At 67.9% G+C, this 18,191-nt stretch carries 17 protein-coding genes; 13 read left to right on the top strand and 4 right to left on the bottom strand.

The features are described from left to right. Window positions 1–99 precede the first annotated feature (99 nt). From P1Y20_RS16775 to P1Y20_RS16750, 6 genes are all read left to right on the top strand, one after another. On the top strand, window positions 100–1,356 hold the full coding sequence (locus P1Y20_RS16775; protein ID WP_304449861.1) for an AI-2E family transporter: 1,257 nt from the start codon (window positions 100–102) through the stop codon (window positions 1,354–1,356). 68 nt (window positions 1,357–1,424) lie between these two features. Next, the gene (locus tag P1Y20_RS16770; protein WP_304449860.1) at window positions 1,425–2,657 is read left to right on the top strand and encodes an MFS transporter; all 1,233 of its coding nucleotides are present in this window, start codon (window positions 1,425–1,427) and stop codon (window positions 2,655–2,657) included. A 74-nt stretch (window positions 2,658–2,731) separates the two neighbouring features. Then, entirely contained in the window at window positions 2,732–3,235 is a 504-nt protein-coding gene (locus P1Y20_RS16765) for a hypothetical protein (protein WP_304449859.1), read from the top strand. 91 nt (window positions 3,236–3,326) lie between these two features. Beyond that, entirely contained in the window at window positions 3,327–3,464 is a 138-nt protein-coding gene (locus P1Y20_RS16760; RefSeq protein WP_304449858.1) for a hypothetical protein, read from the top strand. 80 nt (window positions 3,465–3,544) lie between these two features. Then, window positions 3,545–4,747 carry an MFS transporter gene (locus tag P1Y20_RS16755; RefSeq protein WP_304449857.1) on the top strand — a complete coding sequence of 401 codons (1,203 nt, stop codon included), beginning with the start codon at window positions 3,545–3,547 and terminating at the stop codon, window positions 4,745–4,747. Between the two features lie 214 nt (window positions 4,748–4,961). Beyond that, entirely contained in the window at window positions 4,962–5,579 is a 618-nt protein-coding gene (locus P1Y20_RS16750; protein WP_304449856.1) for a class I SAM-dependent methyltransferase, read from the top strand. A gap of 14 nt (window positions 5,580–5,593) precedes the next feature. On the opposite strand, the gene P1Y20_RS16745 is transcribed toward P1Y20_RS16750, so the two are convergent. Continuing rightward, on the bottom strand, window positions 5,594–6,187 hold the full coding sequence (locus P1Y20_RS16745) for a cyclodeaminase/cyclohydrolase family protein (RefSeq protein WP_304449855.1): 594 nt from the start codon (window positions 6,185–6,187) through the stop codon (window positions 5,594–5,596). A 79-nt stretch (window positions 6,188–6,266) separates the two neighbouring features. After that, window positions 6,267–6,464 (bottom strand): 3-keto-5-aminohexanoate cleavage protein, encoded by a 198-nt coding sequence (locus tag P1Y20_RS18810; protein ID WP_368662191.1) that lies wholly within the window; start codon window positions 6,462–6,464, stop codon window positions 6,267–6,269. A 259-nt stretch (window positions 6,465–6,723) separates the two neighbouring features. Between P1Y20_RS18810 and P1Y20_RS16740 the strand changes: the two genes are divergently transcribed. The 7 genes from P1Y20_RS16740 to P1Y20_RS16710 all read left to right on the top strand — a co-directional run bounded on the left by P1Y20_RS16740 (window position 6,724) and on the right by P1Y20_RS16710 (window position 14,799). Further along, the gene (locus tag P1Y20_RS16740; RefSeq protein WP_304449854.1) at window positions 6,724–8,901 is read left to right on the top strand and encodes an amino acid permease; all 2,178 of its coding nucleotides are present in this window, start codon (window positions 6,724–6,726) and stop codon (window positions 8,899–8,901) included. Window positions 8,902–9,139: 238 nt separating this feature from the next. After that, window positions 9,140–9,649 carry a macro domain-containing protein gene (locus P1Y20_RS16735; protein ID WP_304449853.1) on the top strand — a complete coding sequence of 170 codons (510 nt, stop codon included), beginning with the start codon at window positions 9,140–9,142 and terminating at the stop codon, window positions 9,647–9,649. A gap of 208 nt (window positions 9,650–9,857) precedes the next feature. Then, the gene (locus P1Y20_RS16730) at window positions 9,858–10,004 is read left to right on the top strand and encodes a hypothetical protein (protein WP_304449852.1); all 147 of its coding nucleotides are present in this window, start codon (window positions 9,858–9,860) and stop codon (window positions 10,002–10,004) included. 326 nt (window positions 10,005–10,330) lie between these two features. After that, window positions 10,331–11,554 (top strand): acetamidase/formamidase family protein, encoded by a 1,224-nt coding sequence (locus P1Y20_RS16725; RefSeq protein ID WP_304449851.1) that lies wholly within the window; start codon window positions 10,331–10,333, stop codon window positions 11,552–11,554. Between the two features lie 142 nt (window positions 11,555–11,696). Beyond that, complete coding sequence (locus tag P1Y20_RS16720; protein WP_304449850.1) at window positions 11,697–12,146, top strand: universal stress protein; 450 nt, start codon at window positions 11,697–11,699, stop codon at window positions 12,144–12,146. Window positions 12,147–12,353: 207 nt separating this feature from the next. Then, window positions 12,354–13,805: a cytochrome ubiquinol oxidase subunit I gene (locus P1Y20_RS16715; protein WP_304449849.1), complete on the top strand. Its 1,452-nt coding sequence runs from the start codon at window positions 12,354–12,356 to the stop codon at window positions 13,803–13,805. Continuing rightward, the gene (locus tag P1Y20_RS16710) at window positions 13,798–14,799 is read left to right on the top strand and encodes a cytochrome d ubiquinol oxidase subunit II (protein WP_304449848.1); all 1,002 of its coding nucleotides are present in this window, start codon (window positions 13,798–13,800) and stop codon (window positions 14,797–14,799) included. The genes P1Y20_RS16715 and P1Y20_RS16710 overlap by 8 nt, the downstream gene beginning before the upstream one ends. Before the next feature lie 118 nt (window positions 14,800–14,917). Here the strand turns inward: P1Y20_RS16710 and P1Y20_RS16705 are convergent, their stop codons facing one another. Then, a complete protein-coding gene (locus tag P1Y20_RS16705; protein WP_304449847.1) occupies window positions 14,918–15,061 on the bottom strand; it encodes a rubrerythrin-like domain-containing protein in 144 nt (47 codons plus the stop codon). Between the two features lie 173 nt (window positions 15,062–15,234). Continuing rightward, the gene (locus tag P1Y20_RS16700; RefSeq protein ID WP_368662189.1) at window positions 15,235–18,111 is read right to left on the bottom strand and encodes a bacterio-opsin activator domain-containing protein; all 2,877 of its coding nucleotides are present in this window, start codon (window positions 18,109–18,111) and stop codon (window positions 15,235–15,237) included. Between the last annotated feature and the right edge of the window lie 80 nt (window positions 18,112–18,191).

The following is an 18,191-nucleotide window of genomic DNA, read 5'->3' as shown; positions in this document are numbered from 1 at the left end:
CAGTATTTCGTTAGATACATCGTGGCGTGAAAACAGGGCGTCACGCGCAGCGGTGCCGCGGGCAGAAGCGATTTCCCGCTCGTGGGACAAGAGGGGACGATGAGAGTCGAGCCGGAGTTCGTCGGTGACCGTTCGCAGGTGGCGTGGTGGGCGCTCACCCTCGCGGTCGTGGCCGTGTTCTGTTACGTCGTCTACTCGTACCTCGGTGCGTTCGTCCTCGGGGTGTTCATCTACTACGCGACGCGCCCGATTTACTCGCGGCTGGGCGACCGCTTCCCCTCGCGGTCGCTCCGGGCGGGCCTCGCGCTGTTGCTCATCGCACTCCCGATACTGTTGCTCATCGGTTACACGGTAGTTCTCGCCGCCCGCGAACTGGGCGGTCTCGCCGCCATCGACCTGAGCGACTACCAGACGTCGCTCCAGCCGTACCTCGGCGACCTCGCGGTCAGCAACCCCCAGGAACTCGTCACCGTCCTGCTGGAGAACCCCCAGCGGCTCACGGACCTCGCCACGCCGAGCACCGTCCAGGACCTGCTGGCGACCGCCGGTGGCTACGCGGGCCTCCTCGCGTCGGGGCTCCTCCAGCTGTTCATCGCCCTCGCCGTCGCGTTCTACCTCCTGCGCGACGACTACAAGCTCGCGGGGTGGGTTCGCCGCGGCCTCGCGGACGACGACGCGGCGCTCGTCGCCTACGGCCGGGCGGTCGACCGCGACCTGAAGACCGTCTACTTCGGGAACATCCTCAACGCGTTCGTCGTCGCCGTCGTCGCCGCCATCTCCTACAACGCCCTCAACGCGGTCGCCCCCGACCCGCTCTCGCTCTCGGCGGTGACGTTCATCGCCCTGCTCGCGGGCGCGGGCAGTCTCGTCCCGGTCGTCGGGATGAAGATCGTCTACATCCCCGTCGTCGTCTATCTCGCGGGCCTCGCGGCCATCACCGACCCGGCGCTCCTCTGGTACCCGCTCGTCTTCCTGCTGGTGAGCCTCGCGGTCATCGACGGCGCGACCGAAATCCTGCTGCGGCCGTACATCTCCGGGCGGAACCTCCACGTGGGGCTGGTGCTGTTCGCGTACATCCTCGGCCCGCTCGTCTTCGGCTGGTACGGCCTGTTCCTCGGCCCGCTCGTCCTCGTGGTGGGCGTCCACCTCGCGCGCATCGTCCTGCCGGACCTGGTCCACGGCGTCCCCGTCACCCCCGACGCCGTCGGTGCGGACCCGATTCCCGACCTGGACGGCGACGAACCGCTCCCCAGCGCGGTCGAACGCGTCGACGACGGGTCGGTGGCGAGCGAGGGACCGCGCGAGGACCCCGACGGCTCGGGAGCGAGCGGCCCCGACGCGGACGAGCGGCCCTGACCGACCGCGTTCGTCCCCGGCCGGCTTCGCGACGTTTAGGTTCGTAGCGCCGGTCGTGTGTCGTACCGATGCCGACCGACACTTCCCGCCCGCGCGCCGTCGTCTGGGCGGTCATCGCCTGTACGTTCTTCGTGGGGTTCGGCGGCGGCGTCGTCTTCCCCGTCCTGCCGAACCTGGGGCGGGTCCTCGGCATCTCGCCGGTCCTCGTGGGGCTCATCCTCAGCGCGAACCGGTTCGTCCGGATGGTCGCGAACGCCCCGGCGGGGGCGCTCGTCGACCGAATCGGGACGCGCACGCCGTTCATCGTCGGCCTCGCCGTCGAGGGGGTGGCGACGCTCGGCTACAACGTCGCGCTCGCCTCCTCGCTCCCCGAGGTGTGGTTCCTCCTCGCGCGCCTCGCCTGGGGGGTCGGCAGCGCGCTCGTCTTCGCGACGGCCTACACCATCACGGCCGACGTCAGCGACGCCGCCGCCCGCGGGACGAGCATGGGGCTGGTGCGCGCGGGCATCACCTTCGGCTTCCCCACCGGCCTCGTCCTCGGCGGGGTCGTGAGCGACGCCTACAGCGTGGCGACGGCCTTCGCGCTCGCGGCCGCCTTCGCGCTCGTCGCCAGCGGCCTCGCGTACCTCATCATCCCCGAGACGCACGCCGAGACGACGCGCACGGCGGTCAAACCGTGGAGTATCGACCGGAGCGCGCCCGCGCTGACGGCGGGACTGGTCAACTTCGGGCTCTACTTCTCGTACGTCGGCGTCCTCTTCGCGACGCTCGTCGTCCTCCTCGACGCCCGCGGCGTGACCGTCCTCGGCTACTCGGCGCAGGGCACCTCCGGGTTCCTCATGGCGACGACCGTCCTCGCCGGCTCGGTCTTCATGTTCGTCGGCGGGGTGCTGAGCGACCGCCTCGGGGCGCGCGTCCCCGTCCTCCTCGCGTTCCTCGTCCTCGCCTGTTCGGGCTTCCTCGTCCTCGCGGTCGCCGACTCGCTCGGCCGTCTGCTGGTCGGCTGTCTCCTCATCGGCGCCGGCCAGGGCGGCGTCGGCGGCCCCCTGATGGCGCTGCTCGCCGACCTCACCCCCGCCGACCGGATGGGTCGGGCGACCGGGACGAACAACGTCCTCGGCGACGTCGGCGGCGGCCTGGGCCCCATCGTCTCGCTCCCCGCGGTGGAGGCCGTCGGCTTCCCCCCCGTCTACGCCGCCTGCGCGGTCGTCCCGCTCGTCGCCGGTCTCGTCCTCCTCGGGGGCATCTACCGCTCGACCGGCCAGCTCAACCCCCGGACGGAGGGGGCGTCGGGACCGTAGTCCTCGACGACCCGCCACCTGCTTGCGCACGGCGGCCCCGACCTTATCCCCCGTGACCGTGTACGACGGGCACTGTGACACACTCCGACTCCGGCGGCCGCTCGGTGGAGAGCGACGGCCCGTTCGACCGCATCCAGTCCGGCTTCGACGCGCTGTTCGCCGTCAGCGTCGTCGAGGAGGTGTTCGAGGCGGTCGACTTCGAGGCGCTGTCGGACGGCGCCCCCTACGAACAGGCCGTCGACCACGAGCGACTGAGCCGCGCCCTCGGCGGCCCGGCCGGTCGGGTCGTCGCCCAGCGCCTCGTCCGCCGGGCGACCGGCGGGACGCTCGCCGGCGTCGTCGGCCGCGAGGTCGCCGGCCGGGTCGGCTCCGCCGCGGTCCGGCGCGTCCTCGAACGGACGAACCCCGAGGTGGTCGTCCGGACGCTCGCCGAGGTCGTCGACACCCGCGCGCCCGAGGACCCCGGGTCGCCGGTGGCGCTCGACGTCGAGGGCATCGACGACCTCGACGGCATCGGGGAGGACGACGACCTCGGCGACGCTGACGACGTCGAAGGGGACGACACCGGAGGCGACTGATCCCCGACGAGACGGGTCGGTTCCCCCACCGACGACGACAGGATACGATGGTAGCCCCACACCTCTTTGGCCTCACTCTCGAAGCGCGCCCATGACCACGGACCCGAGTGCGGACCGGCCGCGCGTCGACGCACACGAACTCGACGGCCAGTGGGTCAAACTCACCACCGGCACGCTCGGTGAGTGGGTGAAGGCCGACCGGTCGCTCGACCTCGCCGAGATGCGCTGACCGGCGGTCGACACCCCTTCTCTCGCGACGGAACACGAACGGCTATGTGTCCGCTGTGAGCGGTTCGAGACGGACCCTGTATGGACGTGTTCGCATCGGTCGGACGGGAAGCCCGCGCGCTGTGGGGCGGCGGTCGGGGGACGTCGCTCGTGACCATCGCGGTCGGGTGGGGGATGCTCAACGGGACGCGGATGACCTTCCCCGTCCTGCTGCCGTACCTGCGCGACGCCTTCGACCTCGGCCTCGCCGTCGCGGGGTTGCTCGTCTCGGTGCTCTGGCTCGGGTCGGCCGTCGGCCAACTGCCGGGCGGTATCGTCGCGGACCGGTACAGCGAGCGCCTCGTCATGTCGGCGAGTACGTTCGCCGTCGCGGCCGCGCTCGCCGTCGTCGCCGTCGCCCCGACGCCGGTCGTCCTCTTCGCCGCCACCGGGCTGGTCGGCCTGGGCCAGTCGCTGTACCCCATCGCCCGCATCACGAGCCTCTCGCACATCTACCCCGACCGCATCGGGAGCGCCCTCGGCGTGACGATGGCGACGGGGGACCTGGGACAGACGGTGCTCCCGCCGGTCGTCGGCGTCCTCGCCGGCGTCCTCGCGTGGCAGGCCGGCCTCGTCGCGCTCATCCCCCTGTTCGTCGCGACGGGCGTCGCCATCTGGGTCGTCCTCCCCGTCCAGGACCGCTCGGCGCGCTCGAACGGCCTCCCGCTCGCCGAGAGCGCCCGCGGCGTCGCCGTCCAGCTCCGCCGGCCGAACATGGCGTTCATGGTGTTCATCCTCTTCCTGTACATCTTCGTCTGGCAGTCGTTCACCGGGCTGTACCCGACGTACCTCGTCCAGGAGAAGGGGCTCTCGTCGGCGGTCGTCGGCGTGCTGTTCAGCCTGTTCTTCGCGCTGGGCGTCGTCGTCAAACCGCTCTCGGGCGCCGCCTACGACCGCGTCGGGATGCGGTGGTCGCTCGTCCTCGTGCTCGTCGGGCCGACCGTCGGCTTCGCGCTCCTCCCCTCGGTCGACGGCTTCTGGCCGCTCGCCGCCGTCACCGGTCTCGTGAGCACGATGCTCGGCTCGGGCGCCGTCACGCAGTCGTTCCTCTCGGACGCCTTCCCGAGGGAACTCCGCGGAACGGGGCTCGGCACGGTCCGGACGACGGCGGCGACCCTCGGCGCCACGGGGCCCGTCCTCTTCGGGACCGTCGCCGACGCCGGCTACTTCGACGAGGGGTACCTGGTGCTGGCCGCGCTGATGGCGGGGACGGCCCTCCTCGCGTTCCTGAGCCCGCGGTCCTGACGGCGTGCGGACGGTCGCGCTCCCCCCGCGTCCCCGCCGACCGTCCCCGAAACGGAGTCACGCGGCTCGGAGGCGGTCCACGCCGTCCGCGTCGCGTCGTGACATGGGACTCCTCGTTCGTGTGCATCGTCAACGATTCGCGTCGACCCCGTCCACGGCCGGGGCCTGCGGGCCGTGACGAGGGTGTCTTACCCCCCCGCCACCTCGGTGGGGTATGGACCCCGAGGAGAACCGCCGCGGCTGGGCCGAACGGTCGGGGGCGTTCTCGCCCGCGTACTACGCCGACATCGGCCCGAACGAGGTGAGCGAGACGCTCGCGACGGTCTGTCAGTACTACGCGCCCGCCGACGCCGCCGTCCTCGAAGTCGGCTGTAGCTCGGGACGGCACCTCGCGCACCTCCGCGACGAGGGGTTCGAGGACCTCACGGGTATCGACATCAACGCCGACTCCTTCGAGGTGATGGCCGACCGGTACCCCCGACTCGCCGCCACCGGGACGTTCCACACCGGCGCCATCGAGGACGTCGTGCCGGAGTTTCCCGACGACGCCTTCGACGTCGTCTACTCGGTCGAGACGCTCCAGCACATCCACCCCGAGAACGCCCGGGTCTTCGAGGAACTGGCCCGCGTGACGGGCGACCTGCTGATAACCGCCGAGAACGAGGGGAACAGCCCGCGGCGCGGTCGAACGGGTGCCGAGGTGAGCTGCGTCGACGACGACTTCCCGCTGTACCACCGCGACTGGAAGGGGGTGTTCACCGGACTCGGCCTCGCACAGCTCGTCCGCGAACCGACCGCACGCGACACCGTCCGGGTGTTCAGGGTCCCCTGAACGGCCACGTCGTTTCACTCCCGGTCGGCCTCGGCGTTCGCGAGCAGTCGGTCGAGTTCGCGCTCGGCCGACCGTTCGATGTCGGCGGCCCGCGTCTCCATCTCCTCGGCGAACGCCGAGTCCGAGAGCCGGGCCGTGTTGGTCCGCACGGTGAACACCGACGCGCGGAGCGCGCCGTGCACGAGGTACGCCCCGGTCACGGCGTCGGGGACGGCGTTCCGGTTCCCCTTCTTGGTCAGCACCGTCGCCCGTTCGAGGACGGTCAGACACGCTTCGCCGATAGCGAGCGGCACCCCGGTGGCCCGCTTCGCCGCCGCGGTCCGGTCCGCGTCGCCGTCGGCGTCGAGCAGCGCGTCGACGACCGCCGCGTCCCTGTCGGCGAGCGTCAGCAGGGCCTCTCGCTGCGTCTCCAGCTCCGTTCGGAGCGCCGTCATCTCGTCACGGACGTCCGCGTACTCGTCCCGCCCGATGGTGTGCAGACACACCATCTCGCACAGTGCCGTCCCGATGGCGCCACCGACGGCCGCCCCCGTCCCCCCCGCGGGGGTCACCCGGTGAGACGCCACGAGGTCGAGAAAGCCGCCGATCGACCGGTCGTCGTAGCCCATGTGAACGACCCTCGAACCGGGCGGACGTGGGCTTTTCCCTCGGACGCTGGCGCGGCCCCACCGGCCCGACGCCCGCCGTTCACACACCGGTGTTCGCCGCTGATACCTCGCGCCGAACCTCGTCGGCCGTCGCCAGCGTCGCGCCCGCGTCCGCTATCCGTCCTCGGGCGTCCTCGACCAGCTCGACGTTGGTCCGTCCCGAGCCGAGCGGTGCGTCCTCGAGGCCGACGCGAACGTGTCCCCCTCGCTCGACCGCTTCCGGGACGAGCGGTGCGATGTCGGTCGAGACCGGCCTCGACTATCAGTTCGTGAATAACAATCGTTTGCTTTCTCGTACCGACACCTGTACCCGTTAGTTTATGCGTATTCGCCAGCACCTTCGGGTAGGAACGCCGCCGGAGTCGGTACGGACCTCGCCCGTTCGTTCCGAACTGGCCACCCCATCGACGATTTTCAGTCATGAGACCCCCCTCCCCCGCACCCATCGTCCGAGACGAACCGCACTCCGCACGCCCCGTCTGCACGACCGAGACCGTATGAAAGAGCTGAAACGCGACCTCGGACTGCTGTCCGTCCTCGCCATCAGTATCGGTGCGATGATCGGGAGTGGTATCTTCATCCTCCCGGCGCTCGCGCTCGAGATCGCCGGCCCCGCCGTCATCGTCGCGTACGCGCTCGCGGGCGTGCTCGTCGTTCCCGCGGCGCTCTCGAAGTCGGAGATGGCGACCGCGATGCCCGAAGCCGGCGGGACGTACATCTACATCGAGCGCGGCATGGGTCCCCTGCTGGGGACGGTCGCCGGCGTCGGGACGTGGTTCTCCCTCTCGTTCAAGGGGGCGCTCGCGCTCGTCGGGGGCGTGCCGTACCTGCTGTTGCTGTTCGACCTCCCGGTGACACCGGTCGCGCTGGGACTCGCTTCGCTTCTCATCCTCGTGAACGTCGTCGGTGCGAAACAGACCGGACGACTCCAGGTCGCCATCGTCGTCGTCATGCTGGCGGCGCTCGGCTGGTTCACCGCCGGGAGCGCACCCAGTGTCCAGTCCGCCAACTACGCCGGCTTCTTCGACGCCGGGGTCGGCGGGCTCCTCGCCGCGACCGGACTGGTGTTCGTCTCGTACGCCGGCGTCACCAAGGTCGCGAGCGTCGCCGAGGAGGTCGAAGACCCCGGGCGGAACATCCCGCTCGGCATCCTCGGTTCGCTCGCGTTCACGACCGTCCTGTACGTGGCCATCGTGGCGGTGCTGGTCGGCGTCACCGACCCCGGGAGCGTCGCCGGGTCGCTGACGCCCGTCGCCGTCGCCGCCGAGGCGACGCTCGGCTACGCCGGCTGGCTCGCGGTCATCCTCGCCGCGATGCTCGCCCTCGTCTCGACGGCGAACGCGGGCATCCTCTCCTCGTCGCGCTACCCGTTCGCGATGAGTCGCGACCGCCTGGTCCCACCCTCGCTCTCGGCCGTCAGCGACCGGTTCGGCACCCCGGTGAACTCGATCACCCTCACCGGCGTCGTCCTCCTGCTACTCATCGCCTTCGTCCCGATTCTCGAGATCGCGAAACTCGCGAGCGCGTTCCAGATCATGGTGTTCGCGCTGATCAACCTGGCCGTGGTCGCCTTCCGCGAGGGGAGCGCCGAGTACGACCCCGAGTTCACGTCGCCGCTGTACCCGTGGATGCAAGTCTTCGGGGCGGTCACCGGCGTCGCGCTCCTCACGCAGATGGGGCCCATCGCGCTCGGCGGTGCCGCACTCATCATCGTCGGGAGCGTCGTCTGGTACGTCGGCTACGTCCGGCCGCGCGTTCGCCGGGAAGGGGCGGCGACGGACGCGATTCGCCGGCAGGTCGGCAGGGATGCCCTCACGGAGGTCGAATCGAGCCTCGAAGCGGACACCCACGAAGTGCTCGTGGCGCTGACGAAGAACGCGGACGCGGAGCGCGAGCGCGCGCTCGTCGCCCTGGCCGCCGACCTCGTTCGCCCCGACGACGGGCGCGTCGTCGCCGTCCGCTTCGAGGAGATCCCCGACCAGGCACCACTCACGGAGGAGGTGACGGTCCAGTCCGCGTCGGACGTGTCGTTCGAGACGCGGACGGAGGCGCTCGCGGCGGACCTCGACGTCCGCATCGAGGCGGACGAGGTCGTCAGCCACGACACGAAACACGCCGTCGTCAACTTCGCTGCGGACCGAGGTGTGGACACCATCGTCACCGAACACGAACCGCTCCGACTCCGGTCGCGCGTGCTCGGTGACCCCATCGACTGGGTCGTCCGGCACGCCCCCTGTGACGTCCTCCTGGTGGACAACCTCGGCTACGACCGTCCGGAGGACGTCGTCCTCTCCGAGGGTCGCGGGCCGTACCCACCCCTGGCGGTGGACGTCGCCGACGCCGTCGCCGCGGCGAACGACGGGACCGTCTCGCTGTGGTACCCCGCCGACCGCGAGAGCACCGACCAGCGGCGGCGGACGATCGACGAGTACCAGGCCGAACTCTCGGCGTTGCTCTCGGTGCCGGTCAGAACGGAGGCGGTCCGGACCGACGGCGGGCAACCCTCCCGACCCGACCTGCTGGTGCGTCGTGGTGCCGACGACCGGTTGCGAGACGCCGTGTTCGACGACCGGCCGGTCTTCCCCAGCCCCGGGTGTACGGTCGTCACGGTCTACCCACACGAGTCGCGCCGCCCCCGGTTCGTCCGCCGACTGCTCGAACGGGTCACGTTCTAGCCCCGTCGCCGAACCCCCTCGGCGACGGAAATCGAACGGTCCACCCCCGCCACGACCGGGAGGAGACGCGTACCGCTCCCGTATCGCCGGAGCGACCGTGGGGCGAACGAAGGGGTTCAGCCCACGAATCGACCGGGAACGACAGTCGACGGTGGTGGCGCACGGTTCGCGTGCCAAACTCGACCCCTCGCAGCACCGGGCACCCGGGCTTTACTACCGGTGTCACGAACGGTCGGGCATGGAGTTCCGTGTCATCCAGGGTGACATCGCGACGGAACGGGCGGACGCCCTCGTGAACGCCGCAGGTACCAGCCTTCGGATGGGGAGTGGCGTCGCCGACGCGCTTCGTCGAGCCGCGAACGGACCCATCGACGAGGAGGCGGTCTCGAACGGTCCCGTCGACCTCGGCGACGTCGCGGTCACCGACGCGTACGACCTCGACGCTGACCACGTGATCCACGCGGCGGCCATGCCCCACTACGGCGACGGCCGGGCGACCGAGGAGAGCATCAGGACGGCGACGCGGACGACGCTCGAGAAAGCCGACGAACTCGGCTGCGAGTCGGTCGTCGTCCCGATTCTCGGGACAGGCGCGGCGGGGTTCGACCTCGAGACCGGCGCGCGCCTCGTCTGTGAGGAGATATCGAACTACGACGCTGAGTCGCTGACCGACGTCCGCGTCATCGCGTACTCGGAGTCGGACTACCGACTCGTCCGGGACGTCGCGAACCGGTGTCGCTCGTCGTGACCAGCCTGTCGCTCGACGCACGGGAGCCGGCCACGTCGGCGCTGTGACGATAAATATACTACGAGCGTAGTGATTATTTACCCCGCGGGCGATGTCGCCCCCGGTCGACTCTCCGCCCCCGAGACCGTCGACCCGTCACCGGTCAATACGGGCGATACGGCAGAGGACTGTCCGAAAGTTATCGCTCGATGCCGACTGGGAAGACGTCATGCTGGCGTTGACCGGTTACGACCCGTCCGGCGACGACACGACGTTCGTCCGCGCACTCGCAGACGGGCAGGAACTCGTCGACTCGACGACGGTGACGGTCGACGCGGGTGACTCCGGCCCCGTCACCGTCGACCTCGACGACTGAACCGCGGGCAATCGCTCGTCGGCGGATATTTTTCGCACTGCGAGGTGCTATACCTCCACCAGAGCGACACTCGGTGATCGCAGAGCGTCAGTCTACCTCACTGTCTATCTGGTTAGAATGCATGCAACGTAACATGCTGAGTAGAAGGGGCGTCTTTCCTACCGAGAGCAGGGCCGATAGCAGTCACGACGACTGTGATACTGGGGTCCGATACTAACCAAGTATTGGTAAGGTCCTAATACAATCTACCCATCTGACTCCCCACTGTGCACTGTTTATTTTTGTATAAACCAACGCTTATTGCGGAGATAGTAGACATACAGTCTGTGAACGACGAAAAAACTAGTCGAAGCGGTGGTGAATTGGGTAGTGAACCGGCAGACGACAGGGTGACGTTCCCTTCGCAAGAGACGCTCCGGAGGAGAAGGTTTCTAAAGACAGCAGCGGGAACTGCGGGTGCTGCAATCGTTGCGGGGTCCAGCATTACACAAGCCCAAGAATCAGGCACCGACAACAGCAACGAGCACTACGAAGTCGAACCGACGCCGGAGAATATCCAGTGGGGGATCTTCGACCCCGACCGCGAGCCGGTACTGGAAATCGAATCGGGAGACACTGTCACGTTCGGTTGTGTTCTGACCGCTCCGGACGAAGAGGACCACGAACAGTACTTACTCGACAACGGTATCGCTCACTCGGATATCTTCGAACCGGAAGTGACGGTCGGGAACGAGGTAGAGCGAGAGGGACCACATCCAGTGACTGGTCCGGTGTACGTCGAGGACGCCGAACCGGGCGATATCCTGGAAGTCTACGTCAAGGACATCGAAGTGAGTGCGCCGTATGGCGTCAGTTCGGCTTCCCCGTCCGGAGCACTCCCGGAAACGGATTTCCCGGAGGGTGACAGTCAGGTCATTCCCTTCGACGAAGAGAGGGAGACCGCTCTGTTCACCGACTCGGTTGGTGTCTCACTGGAGCAGGACGTCGCGTTCCCGTTAGACCCGTTCATGGGGATCATGGCTGTCAGTCAGAGACCATCTACGGGCCCGTTGGATACCATCGCACCCTCGTACTTCGGTGGGAATATGGACAACCGCCGACTGGGGGTGGGAACGACGGTCTACTTCCCCGTCAGCGCGGAAGGTGCGCTCTTCTGGACGGGCGATGGACACGCATCCCAGGGCGACGGGGAGGTGTCACTCACCGCGATCGAAACCTCGCTCTCGCCCACGTTGGAGTTCACCCTCCACAAAGACGTTCCGCTGGACTGGCCGGTTGCGGAGACCGACGACCACTACATCCCGATGGGTTTCAGTGAGGATCTCGACGACGCCATGGTCAACGCGATCAGAGAGGCCATCTCGATCCTCGTGCACCAAGAGGGTCTGGACCCGCTGGATGCGTACCGGCTGTGTAGCATCAACGTCGACTTCAACATCGCGCAGGTCGTCGACGATATGGAGATCATCGACGCGACGATTCCCAAGTCGATGTTCTCCGATGGAGGCGGTGACCTCAGTGTGGAAGACCTAGCCACGTACCAGTACTAGCCGAAATCGGCTCTCCTCTTCCTCGGTTTCTCGGCTCGCCACCGTCGCTTCACCGATGAGTACATCGGACGCGTGTGCCCGACTTCCGAGCGATGGGAATCGGAGATCGGTTTTATCACGGTCAGCTATGAACTCCGATCCAATGTACGATCGAATCCTGCTTTCGACGGACGGCACCGTCGCGTCCGAAGAGGCTGAGGCTCACGCGCTCGACCTCGCAGCCGCTCACGATGCTGTCCTCCACGTCCTCTACGTCGTCGACGAGGACGTCGTGACTGCGTACAGCGGCGACGAGTACGTCGACGAAGCCGAAGGCCCCGAACACGGCCTCGAGGGACACGGCGAGGAGACGCTCTCGGAGCTCCGGGGCCGGGCATCGGCGGTCGATGTCGACGTCGAGATAGCGATGCGCCACGGTCGCCCGGCCGAGACCATCGTGCGGTACGCCGACGAGTGCGACGTGGACCTGCTCGTGCTCGGGACCAAACGGCGACCGAACGAGTATCGCGCCCTGCTCGGGAGCGTCACCGACCGCGTTCTCCGGTTGACGACCCGGCCGGCGACCGTCGTGAAAACCGAGGTCGGCGAGTAGCACCGAAGCGGTCACGGTCGCCGTCCGTGCAAACGAGCGGTCCCAGCCGACGGCCCAGGACCGACACGCTAGCGACCCGTACGACCGTGCCAGCGAGTCGCTCGAATCAGTAGTTCACAATTACTGCACGGCCATTCTTCCCGAGTGAGAATCGGCAGCGTCTATAATCGAATCGTCGTCTTACGTTCGGACAGTGGTTCGAACGTCATGATACTCGATTATTCACTCGTCACCATTGTTCAAATCGTACAACAAAGCGCGCTGTTGTCACCCGAGTTCGGCAGCCGACTCCAGTTCGGCTGGACGATCACCGTCCACATCGTCTTCGCGGCGCTCTCGATCGGGCTCGCGCCGTTTATCATCTATTTCACGTGGAAGGACGTTCGAACCGACGACCGACGGTACACCCATCTCAGGGAGTTCTGGACCAAGGTCTTCGCCGTTGGCTTCGTCATGGGCACGGTCACCGGGATTCCGATGAGCTTCCAGTTCGGGACGAACTTCCCGGTGTTTGCGGAGGCTGCCGGGGAGATGATCGGCGGCCCGCTGGCCTTCGAGGCGAAGATGGCCTTCTTCCTCGAAGCCGTCTTCCTGGGCGTCCTCCTATTCGGCCGCGAGCGCGTTTCGGACCGGACCTACGTCCTCTCGTCGGTGCTGACCGGCGCGGGGGCGTGGCTCTCGGGTTTCTGGATTCTGGTCGTCAACGCGTGGATGCAGACCCCGCAGGGGTTCGAACTCGTCGAGCGCAACGGAATGGAGGTCGCCCAGCTCACCGATCCGGTGGCGGCGTTCTTCACTCCACGGATGCCGTGGATGTACGTCCACATGATCAACGCCTCGGTGATCTCCGTCACGTTGCTGGTCGCCGGGATCTCGGCCTACTTCGTCTGGCGAAAGCGCGATTCGGAGGCGTGGAACACCGCGCTCCGGGCGGCGGTCGTACTCCTGCTCGTCACGGCCCCGTTTCAGGCGATCCACGGCGACGCGTACGGTCGACACATCGCCGACACCCAGGAACAGAAGTTCGCGGCGATGGAGGCCCACTACGAGACCGGGCAGGCCGACCTCCACCTGATCGCGGTTCCCCGGAGCCTCGATGCGATGACCGACCCGCGAACGGACAACCTCTTTACGATCAGTCTGCCCGCCCTGGGCTCGTTCCTCGCCAGCGGCGGTGATTTCGACGCGGAAATCACCGGCCTCCACGAGTACGACGAGAACCCACCGGTCGCGGTAGTCTTCTGGTCGTTCCGCGCGATGGTCGGTCTCGGTTTCCTCTTCATCGGCCTCGCGCTGTGGGGCGGGAACCTCATGCGCAAGGGTCAACTCCGCGAACGAACCCGGTACCTGCAGGCGATGATGCTCGCTTCGCCGCTCGGCTTCGTCGCCCTGCTCACCGGCTGGTACGTCACCGAGATCGGCCGACAGCCGTGGGTGATCCAGGACGTCCTCCGGACGAACGACGCGGTGTCGACAACGCTCACTGCGAGCGAGGTCACGGGAACGCTCGTGGCGTTCGTCCTGCTGTATCTCGCTCTGGTGACCGCCTTCGGCTTCACCCTCAAGTGGCTGATGGAGGACGAACTCGAACGGATGGGGGTCCGTGACGAGGGCGACCGCAGCCGACCGCAACTTCCGTGGGTGAACGGCGATGACTAGTCCCCTGTTCGTTCCGGTCGACGCCTACCTCGTCCCGTCGCTGCCGACCGTCTGGTTCGGGGTCATCCTGTTCGCGCTGGCGATGTACGTCGCCCTCGACGGCATGGACTTCGGAATCGGGATGCTGTACGCGACACGTGACGAACGTGACCGCGAGACCCTTCTGGCGGCGTTCGGCCCGATCTGGGACGCGAACGAGGTCTGGCTGGTCGCCTTCGGGACGACGCTGCTGGCGGCGTTTCCGGCTGTCTACTCACGCCTGTTGAGTGAACAGTACCTGCTGGCGATTCTCGTCGTCATGAGCCTGCTGGTTCGCGGCGTCGCGCCCGAACTTCGCGAACAGCGCGAGAACGCCGAGTGGCACGAGCTCTGCGACCGGCTGTTCGTCGTCGGAAGTACGGTCACGCCGCTGCTCCTCGGGACGCTCGTTGGCAGTTGGATCTTCGGAACGGCCGCGATCAGCCTGCCGAGCCTGCTGACCGGCGTCGGTGTGGTGGCGCTCTGTCTGACCAGCGGCGCAGCGTTCGTCGCGGCGAAAACCAGCGGCTCGCTCGCCGACGATATGGTTCGATACGGGACCGCCTCGACCGTTGCCTACCTCGGCGGGGTCGTCGTCCTGCTGGGCGTCGTCTACTGGCTCGGTCCCTCCGACGTGCGGACGCTACTCCTCACGGCGCCTGCGGCCGCGGTCGTCCTCGCCAGCGTCGGCGTCGGCGTCGGCGGGCTCGTCGCTGCACGGCGGGGTCGCCACCGACTGTGGTTCGGTACCACGTTCGTGCTGTCGTTCCTCCTCGTCGGCCTCGTCGCCGTCCTGCTGTACCCGACGATCTACCCCGCGAGCGGGCTGACCATCGACGCCGCCGTCGTCTCGCCGCTCGCGCTGAATCTCACCACGGTGTTCGGGCTGCCGGTCCTGGTGCTGGTGCTGTGGTACTTCAAGTTCCTCTACGGGACGTTTGCCGGACCGGTCGACGGTGAGGGGTACACGAACTGACGACTCGACGGTACGTACGGCGACCGCGTCGCCGAGGGGGGCAGAGTCATCTCCGACCGGACGCGGAGGTTTCGGCTGCATCCGGCCGTGCCGACTGCCGTGCGTCGCTCACCGCGGCCTATTCGAACGTCGTCAAGCGGTTGCGCATCGCGCCGCCACAGTCGGGGCACGCACTCGGACAGGACTCGGCGACCACGATGGTGCCGCAGTCGAAGCACTCGTACGCCGATTCCTCCCGGGGGTCGTATTCGACATCTCTCATCGTCACGAGGACGTACGCCGTGTCGGCTTATCCGCGTACTAGTTCAACATCCAACCGGCGTAGAACACGCCAGTTCGTTGTTCAACGTACTCGAACCTCCCCCCTCCCCGCACCGTGCCTCCCACAGCAGTCGCGTGACGACGAGCAACCGGCGAGCCACTGTGGTCCCGACGTCAGTTCCCCGTCGCCGGGAACGCGGCGACGCCGACCTCGTCGAACAGGGTCGAGAAGAGTTTGCGTTGCACGGTGCGCGCGTGCCGATAGAACGCGGCCGGCGAGATGTCGAGCGCCGCCGCGACGTCCTCGCCGGTACTGTCCCGTGGCGACTCGAAGAACCCGCTGTAGTACGCGGTCTGGAGCACCTCGAGTTGGCGGTCGGTGACCTGCTCCAGGAACCGCGAGTAGAGGTCTCGCGTCGACGAGCGATCGAGCGTCCGCTTCGACCGCAACTCGACGCCGTCGACCGAGTTCGAGACCAGTTGAGTGATGTGGCGAACGTCGACCGACTCCGGGACGTCGATGCGGAGCGTGGTCCCGGTGTCCTCGGCGACGACCCGCTGGAGGACCGCACCGTGGTCGGCCAGTTCGAGGGCCAGAAACGGCTGTGCGATTCGCAGTCGGACGACGCCACCGGACGCGTCGGAACTGATGGGTTGGACCCGCTCGATGGCCACGAGGGCACTCGCCGCCTCCCGAACCGCCTCGACGGGCGCGCCGTCGACCGTCACGAAGACGTCGCTCCCGCGTTCGGTCTGCTGGACGCCGCCTCGATAGGTGAGTCGACACTCCGCGTCCCGGGCGAGGCGCGTGAGAACGAACGACGGGTCGTCGACGCCGAACTCGACGCGTGTCACGGACGTCGTCAGTAACGCGTTCTTCCGTTCGATCGCACTGGTCGCGGACGCGATGGTCTCGCCGAGTTCGACGACGACGTCCCGCGTCGTGTCGTCGAACGCCCCCTGGGTGTCCGCGTACACCGTCAGGACGCCGTAGGTGAACTCGTCGTAGGCGAGCGGCACGCTCACGATCGAGAGGAAGTCGCGCGAGAGGGCGTCCGTTCGCCACGGTTCCTGTCGGAGGCGCTCGGCGACGTTGTCGACGGTCGTCACGGCGTGGGTCGCTGCGGTCCGGCCAGCCGGTTCGACCGCCGACGCCGCGACGGTGAACGAGCGAGCGTCCAGATAGCCACGTTCCTCCCCGGCCCACGAGCGTGGCTCGACGACGTCGTTCGCGGTGTCGAGCACACCGATCCACGCGAACGAGAACCGGTCGTCGTCGGTCAGGCGCTCGCAGACCGCGTGGTCGATCTCCGCGCGGGTTTCGGCCGCGACGAGCGCCTGGTCGATCTCCCGGATGATCTCGTTGATACGGTTGAGGGCGGTGAGCTCGGCGTTTCGTCGCTGGAGCTGTCGTTCCTGTCGTCGCAATCGACCCTCGCGTCGGACGCGGTCGAGCGCGGCCTCGCCGGTCGCCGCCAACAGGTCCGCCAGCTCCCGGCTCACCGGGTCGAACCGACCGACCGCCGCCGAGCCGACGACGAACACGCCGTGGTCGCCCAGCGGGATGTAGGCGACACTTCGGAGGTCGGTCGCGCGGTTGTCGAGTCGCTCCGAGTCGTGGACGTCGTCGAAGAACAGCGGCTCGTCGTTCAGGAAACTGTCGCTGACGAGTCCCGGGTCGTCCGCTCGTACCGTCGGCAGCGGGCCGTGCAACGCACGCATCGCGGCGGACTGCGCGACCGGCCGTAGCTCGTTCTCGTCGGCGTCGAACAGGTACACCGCACTCGCGTCGAGATGGACGACGCCGGCGGCATCGTCGACGATGTGCTGTGCGATCCCGTACGGCGTCTCGGCGTACAGGACGTCCCGGGCCGTCCTGTGGAGCGTCGCCAACGCCTCTTCGCGCTGCTTTCGCTTCGTGATGTCGCGACAGCTGTACAGCAGCGTGCCGTCCTGAATCGACACCTCGCGGACGTTGACCAGCAGCGTGTGTTCGCGTCCAGCCTTGTCCGTCGCGGTACACTCGATGTTCTTGAGGACGCCCTTCGCGGCGAGTTCGTCGCGGTCGAACAGGTCCTCGCCGAGGAGGTCGTCGACCGGTCGCCGTCGGCGGATCTCCTCGGCGGTGTACCCGAAGATGAAGTGGACGTTCGGACAGACGTAGGTGTACTCACCGGACTCGTCGGTCATGAGGATCGTATCGGTCATGTTGTTGAGCGTCACCCGGTGGAGCTCCTCGGACCGGCGGAGGTCGCGTTCGAGCGTCACGCGCTCGGTGATGTCGACCCCTTCGACGACGACCGAGACGAGGTCACCGAACCCGTCGTGGACGGGACGGGCGGAGAGTTCGACGACGTCGGCCGGCTCCTCGAACGACGAGCGAGGGACGACCGCGTGGCCGAACCGCCCCCGACGTGCGGTCTCGACGACTCGCTGGACGTCCGCCCGGACCGCGTCGTCGTGTGCCCACCAGGGGAGCGCCCAGAACGGCTCCCCGACGACGTCCTCGACGGTGCCGGATACCTGGTCACGAGCCGTCTCGTTGACCCGAACGACCGTCCCGTCGGCGTCGAGCACCCAGGTCGCGGCCCGGGCGTCGTGGAAGATGGCGTCGAACTGTCGGGCTCTGTCTCGCCGCGTCGTCGCTCGCTTCGCGTTCCGGACGGCCCGGTCCACACGAGCGAGGAGGTCGTCGAACTGGTCGTCGGGCGGTTCGTCCAGTGCGACGTAATCCGAGACGCCCGCGCCGATGGCGGCACTCGCCGTCGCCTCGTCGCCGTCGGCCGTACACATGACGACTGGAAGCGTCGCCGTCTCCTCTCGGATCGACGCCACGAGGTCGACACCGGAGGCGGCCTCGGGCGTGTGTTCACAGACGACACAGTCGACGGCGTCCTCCCGGACGACGTCGAGCGCCGTCGCTGCCGTCGGAACCCGCCGCACGGCGGCCGCCGTCTCGGTCTCCAACCGCTCTCCGAACGCGTCCATCCACCGTGCCGCTCCGACGAGCGCGATGTGTGTCGCATCGAGGGGTCCAGCGGGGGGAACCATTGTTGAATACTGAACGTCGAGCTGGTTGAACGTACCGGCGTTCGGGAGCGGAGGTCGCAGTCACTCGGGGAGCAGCGCGC

This window comes from Halomarina ordinaria, from assembly GCF_030553305.1.
Lineage (GTDB): Archaea > Halobacteriota > Halobacteria > Halobacteriales > Haloarculaceae > Halomarina > Halomarina ordinaria.
Note: the sequence above shows the minus strand (reverse complement) of the source record. Positions and strands in the feature narration are given on the sequence as shown.